Source organism: Stenotrophomonas sp. P5_B8 (assembly GCF_054049855.1).
In genome coordinates, this window is sequence record NZ_JBFULO010000258.1 from 1 (window position 1) to 5,391 (window position 5,391).

At 65.4% G+C, this 5,391-nt stretch carries 6 protein-coding genes; 2 read left to right on the top strand and 4 right to left on the bottom strand.

Translation table 11 applies throughout. The features are described 5' to 3' along the window. Positions 1–36: 36 nt before the first annotated feature. Both ACXJKH_RS13755 and ACXJKH_RS13760 read left to right on the top strand, forming a co-directional pair. Entirely contained in the window at positions 37–1,263 is a 1,227-nt protein-coding gene (locus ACXJKH_RS13755; RefSeq protein ID WP_256774082.1) for an ATP-binding protein, read from the top strand. Next, positions 1,260–1,829, top strand: a complete 570-nt coding sequence (locus ACXJKH_RS13760) for a response regulator transcription factor (protein ID WP_256774083.1) — start codon at positions 1,260–1,262, stop codon at positions 1,827–1,829. The genes ACXJKH_RS13755 and ACXJKH_RS13760 overlap by 4 nt, the downstream gene beginning before the upstream one ends. A 67-nt stretch (positions 1,830–1,896) precedes the next feature. Here ACXJKH_RS13760 and ACXJKH_RS13765 read toward each other — a convergent pair whose 3' ends face one another. The 4 genes from ACXJKH_RS13765 to ACXJKH_RS13780 all read right to left on the bottom strand — a co-directional run bounded on the left by ACXJKH_RS13765 (position 1,897) and on the right by ACXJKH_RS13780 (position 4,917). Next, positions 1,897–2,340 carry an XVIPCD domain-containing protein gene (locus ACXJKH_RS13765; RefSeq protein ID WP_256774084.1) on the bottom strand — a complete coding sequence of 148 codons (444 nt, stop codon included), beginning with the start codon at positions 2,338–2,340 and terminating at the stop codon, positions 1,897–1,899. 58 nt (positions 2,341–2,398) lie between these two features. Continuing rightward, positions 2,399–3,913 carry a glucose-6-phosphate isomerase gene (gene pgi, locus ACXJKH_RS13770; protein WP_457320067.1) on the bottom strand — a complete coding sequence of 505 codons (1,515 nt, stop codon included), beginning with the start codon at positions 3,911–3,913 and terminating at the stop codon, positions 2,399–2,401. Continuing rightward, a complete protein-coding gene (gene panD, locus ACXJKH_RS13775) occupies positions 3,910–4,290 on the bottom strand; it encodes an aspartate 1-decarboxylase (RefSeq protein ID WP_457320069.1) in 381 nt (126 codons plus the stop codon). Before panD ends, pgi begins: the two co-directional genes overlap by 4 nt. A gap of 471 nt (positions 4,291–4,761) precedes the next feature. Beyond that, positions 4,762–4,917, bottom strand: coding sequence for a hypothetical protein (locus ACXJKH_RS13780; RefSeq protein ID WP_457320071.1), 156 nt, complete (start codon positions 4,915–4,917; stop codon positions 4,762–4,764). Positions 4,918–5,391 lie beyond the last annotated feature (474 nt).

Sequence of the window (5,391 nt, forward strand, 5' to 3'; positions counted from 1 at the left end):
GGCAGGCGGCGCGGCGAGCGCATAGGATGTGCGGTGATGACCGGTACCGACGCCCCCTTCCTCCGCACCTTGTGCAGCCTGCGCTGGCTGGCCGTGGCCGGCCAGGCCGCGACCATCCTGGTGGCCACCTGGGTGCTCGGGCTGGAACTGCCGCAGCGCCCGTTGTGGGCGGGCGTGGCCGCGCTGGCGCTGTTCAACCTGTACGCGCAGCTGCGGGTGGAGAGCGCCGATACCGCGCCAGTGACCGCCTTCTGCCACATCCTGGTCGATGTGACCGTGCTGACCTGGATGGTCGGCTGGAGCGGCGGCATCGCCAATCCGTTCGGTTCGCTGTTCCTGATCCTGATCGCCCTGGCCGCGCTCGCACTGCCGCTGCGCTGGACCCTGGCCGTGGCCGCCAGCTGCCTGCTCGGCTACGCGGTCAGCGGCATCTTCGGCCTGCCCTTGCCCGCCGGCTGGTTCACTGCAATGCAGATGCACCAGTGGGGCGTGGTCTGCAATTTCCTGCTCTCGGCCACGGTGGTGCTGGTGTTCGCCACCCGGCTGGCGATGGCGCTGCGCCAGCGCGAACACGAACTGGCGATGTTGCGCGAGCGCTTCGTGCGCAATGAAGGCATCGTCGCCCTGGCCACCCACGCCGCCTCGGTGGCGCACGAACTGAACACCCCGCTGGCGACGATGACCCTGCTGGCCGACGACATCGCCGACCAGACCAACAGCAGCGAAGTGCGCGACGACGTGGACACGCTGCGCGAGCTGCTGGTGCAGTGCCGCGAACGGGTGCTGGCGCTGGCCCGGCCCGCCGCCGGCGACGCGCCCGGCCGCGACCACGTAACCCTGCCGCAGGTGCTGGAGCAATGGCGGCTGGTACGCCCGACCATCACCCTCAAGCGCAACGACGACGCCCCGCTGAAACTGCCGCTGGACCCGGGCATCGGCCACCTGTTGATGGTGCTGCTCAACAACGCGGCCGACGCCGGCGAGAAGGCCGAGCGCCCACAGGTGGACCTGACAGTGCGTATCGAGGGCGATGACCTCATCGGCGAAGTGCGCGACTACGGCCACGGCTTCGACGCCCGCCAGGCGGTGTTGCCCGGCACCCTGTTCAACAGCGGCAAGGCCCAGGGCATGGGCGTGGGCCTGGCCCTGTCCCACGCCACCATCGAACGCCTGGACGGCGAACTGTGGATGCGGCCGGCCAACGGTGCCGGCACCCGCGTCGGCTTCCGCCTGCCTTTGACGCCTCCGGAGACTTCCGCATGACCTTCCCCGCCCTGCCCGCCGCCAGCCATGGCCTGCTGGTCGACGACGACGAACTCTACCTGCGCACCCTGCAGCGCAGCCTGGCCCGCAAGGGCCTGGAAACGGTCACCGCCAGCGATACCGCCTCGGCGTTGATGCTCGCCCGACAGAACCCGCCGGCGTATGCGCTGATCGACCTGAAGCTCGGCGCCGAGTCGGGCTTGTCGCTGATCCAGCCGCTGCGCGCGTTGCGCGAGGACATGCGGATCCTGCTGGTCACCGGCTACGCCAGCATCGCCACCGCAGTGGAGGCGATCAAGCTCGGCGCGGACGATTACCTGCCCAAGCCGGCTACGGTCCCGATGATCCTGCGTGCGCTGGGCGAAGAAGACGATGGCCCGGCCGACGACGGCGACATGGAGCCACCGGATGCGATGACCCCGATCAGCCGCCTGCAGTGGGAACACATCCAGCAGGCGATGCATGAGACCGGCGGCAATGTATCGGCCGCCGCGCGCCTGCTCGGCATGCATCGGCGGTCGCTGCAGCGCAAGCTGGCCAAGCGACCGAGTCCGGAGCGGCCGTAAAGCCCCCTATCGCGCGAGCCTCGCGGAACAAGGCAGCCACGCCTGGCGTGGCGCTACCGCGTGGGAATCAGCCCTGCGTGTGCGGGGCGTGCTGCGGGTTCTGCTGGCGTAGCTGTTCGTCATTGCTGCGTTCGCGCGCAACCGACTGCGCATCGGCGGCCTGCACCCGCTGGAACGAGGCGTCCACCGGCGTCTGCACCGCGTCGGCGGTCGCCGTGTGCGCCCGCAGGTGGGCCGGATTGTCCAACGCGCCCTGCACCACGAACACGTACTCGCCCGGCTTGGCTTCAGTGCCCTGCTGGCTGAGCACCACGTGATCGACCCGGCTCAGGCCGTTTTCCTTGGCCAGCGGCAACAGGCTGGCGGTGAGGCGCTCGCTGGTGTCATCGAAACTGCGCCCATGTTGGGCGTCGATGGCGGCCACGCCGTCGCGGATCTGCTGGTACATCGCGTGGTCGGGGTGCCCGGCCTGGTCGGGCGTGGGGCGAGGTGCGGGGGTGTCCTGGTGCATTGCGACTCCTGTCTGATGGTGGGCCGGCACCGACCCGTGGCCGACACCGGCGAGAGACTCAGGCCTTCAGCCGACCCAGCACTTCCAGCGTCACCGGATCGGTGATCGCATGCGCCTGGCCCTGCAGCGCCGGCAACAGCTGGCTGGCCAGCTGCTTGCCCAGCTCCACCCCAAACTGGTCGAAGGCGTTGATGTTCCAGATCAGCGACTGCACGAACACGGCATGCTCGTACATGGCGATGAGCGCGCCCAGCGACTGCGGGGTGAGCGCGTCGAGCAGGATCAGCGTGCTCGGCCGGCCACCGGGATACTCGCGGTGCGGATCGTCGCTGCCCTGGCCGTTGGCCAGCGCTTCGGTCTGCGCCAGCAGGTTGGCCAGCAGTGCCTGGTGGTTGACCACATAGGGGTCATCGTTGTGCACGCAGCCGATGAAATCGGCCGGGATCACGCTGGTGCCCTGGTGCAGCGCCTGGAAGAAGCTGTGCTGCACGTCGGTGCCCGCCCCGCCCCACCACACCGGCACGGTGTCGCTGGCGACCGGGCTGCCATCGAGCTGCACGCGCTTGCCCAGGCTCTCCATCACCAGCTGTTGGAGGTAGGCCGGCAGCAGCGCCAGGCGCTGGTCGTAGGTCATCACCGCATGGGTGGCATGGCCGAGCAGRTTGCGGTTCCAGATGTCGGTCAGSSCRTGCAGCACCGGCAGGTTCTGCGCCAGCGGCGCGGTCAGCGCGTGGTCGTCCATCTGCGCGGCACCGGCCAGCAGCTGTTCGAAGCGCTCGAAGCCGATCGCCAGCGCGATCGGGAACCCGACCGCCGACCACAGCGAATAACGCCCGCCCACCCAGTCCCACATCGGCAGCACGCGGCCGGCGGAAATCGAGAAAGCCTTCGCGGCACGCTCCGGGTTGGCGCTCACCGCGTACAGGCGCTCGCTGCCCCCCARCCAATCGTGCAGGATCTGCCCGTTGAGCAGGGTTTCCTGGGTGCCGAAGGTTTTGGAGATCAGGATGCCGGCGGTGGTCGCCGGATCCAGCGTGGCCAACGTGCGCTGCATGGCCGCGCCGTCGACGTTGGACACGAAGTGCACGCGGAAGCGCGCGCCGGTGACCGGCCGCAGCGCATCGGCGACCAGGCGCGGACCCAGGTCCGAACCGCCGATGCCGACGCTGACGACGTCGGTGACGTTGGTGTTTTCCAGCGCGGCGATCAGCTCGCCCATCTGCGCGCGTACCTGGGCGGCCGTGGCGAACGCATCGCCGGCGACCGGCGCACCGCTGAGGTCGCCGCGCAGCGCGGTATGCAGCGCCGCACGGCCTTCGGTCACATTGACCGTCTCACCGCGGAACAGCCGCTGGAAGCCGCCGGCGACATCGCGCTCGGCGGCCAGCTGCAGCAGTGCGTCCAGCGCCGCGCGGTCGTACTTCTGCCGTGCGAAATTGACGTACAACGGACCGACCCGCAATCCCAACGTTCGTGCCCGCTCCGGTTCGGCGGCAAGCAGCGAAGGGATGCTCGCGCCACGCAGGCGCTGGGCATGGGAGTGAAGCGGGTCGAATCCGTTGTGCTGTGTCATGCGGCCTGTGTCGGGATGCTGTCGTTGGTGTGGGAGATCTGGTTCTTGCCGTCCACATATACCAACTTCGGGCGGAAGCTGTCAGCTTCTTCTTCGCTCATGCTGGCGAACGCGGCGATGATGATGATGTCGCCCACCTGCACGTGGCGCGCGGCGCCGCCGTTGAGCGACACCACGCCGCTGCCGGCTTCGGCGCGGATGGCATACGTGGAGAAACGCGCACCGTTGGTGACGTCCCAGATATGCACCTGTTCGAACTCACGGATGCCGGTGGCCCGCAGCAGGTTGTCATCGATGGCGATGGAACCTTCGTAGTTCAACTCGGAGTGGGTGACGGTGGCGCGGTGGATCTTGGTCTTGAGCAGGGAGAGGTGCATGGCGCGCGACAACGGTAAAGGAAAGGGAAATTCTAGCACCCGGGGGGCAGGCGTCAGCGCGCCAGGCTTGAGGCTTGCGGTGCAAGGGGCTCGGACCCACCGGGTGTGACCCAAGGCATCATGGGTTGAGGCCCAATCTCAACCAGCGATGAGATGTGCCTGTAAAGCGTCGCGACCATCTATCAGCACTCTTACTCCATACGTCGGAGCACCCCAACTACCTAACTGGGAATTACCCACAGATAAGCACAGGCGTCCTCGATGAAACTTGGAAATTCAGAAAGCCCGAATTTCATTCCAACATCGGAGTCAAAAAACTCTAGCGAGGGAAGAGAACTCCATCCCATCCCACCATTTTTCCGCTCCCGATCCATCCTACATAGTTGCTGCGAATTAAACTATATCTCTGCAGCAATGTGATTGAATTCAACCGGACCAACAAAACGAGCTGAGAATATCACTCAACTCTTGTCACTCTTTTAGATCCAAGACGGTGATAAAGGCGCAATCCGCTTCAAACCAAACGCCGTGGTCACTTGCAGCCCTGTGGTCCGCACCTCCGCCACGTATCGGCTGCACCCGCTGTTCCGGAATTTCCAGCCAAATCCGCAGCAATGCGAAGTCCATCGCCCCCTCCCAAAGGCAGCGCTTGATCATATGAACCCGAAGAAAGCTCGAGCAGCCACTTCCTCGATGATCACACCTTTCAGGGACTCAAGCGCAACCACTTCTCCATCCAACGCCGAGTTGAACTGTAATTCTTAAATTTCACCGTGCCAGCAAGCTATGGTCCCGACGCAGTGTTGCCCGTCGAGATCAGACTCACTCGCCCGCCCTCATGATCGTTGAACTGAACACGACATCCCTTCGAGCGAAAGAGATTCTCGTTCAGATCAAGCCATTCTCTAGATGTGAAACGCTCATGATTACTCGCAGGATAGCCGCTTGCCTAGACCACCTCGTAGACCTTTGGGTGATTTGATTCGCGAAGCATACCGTCACGAACTAGCCTTTCAATTGATTCCTGCACGGTCGCGACTTCGAATTCTCTTTTGTGAATGCTCTCAAGAAAAGAGCGCAAGCGCCATGCATCAATCGGAC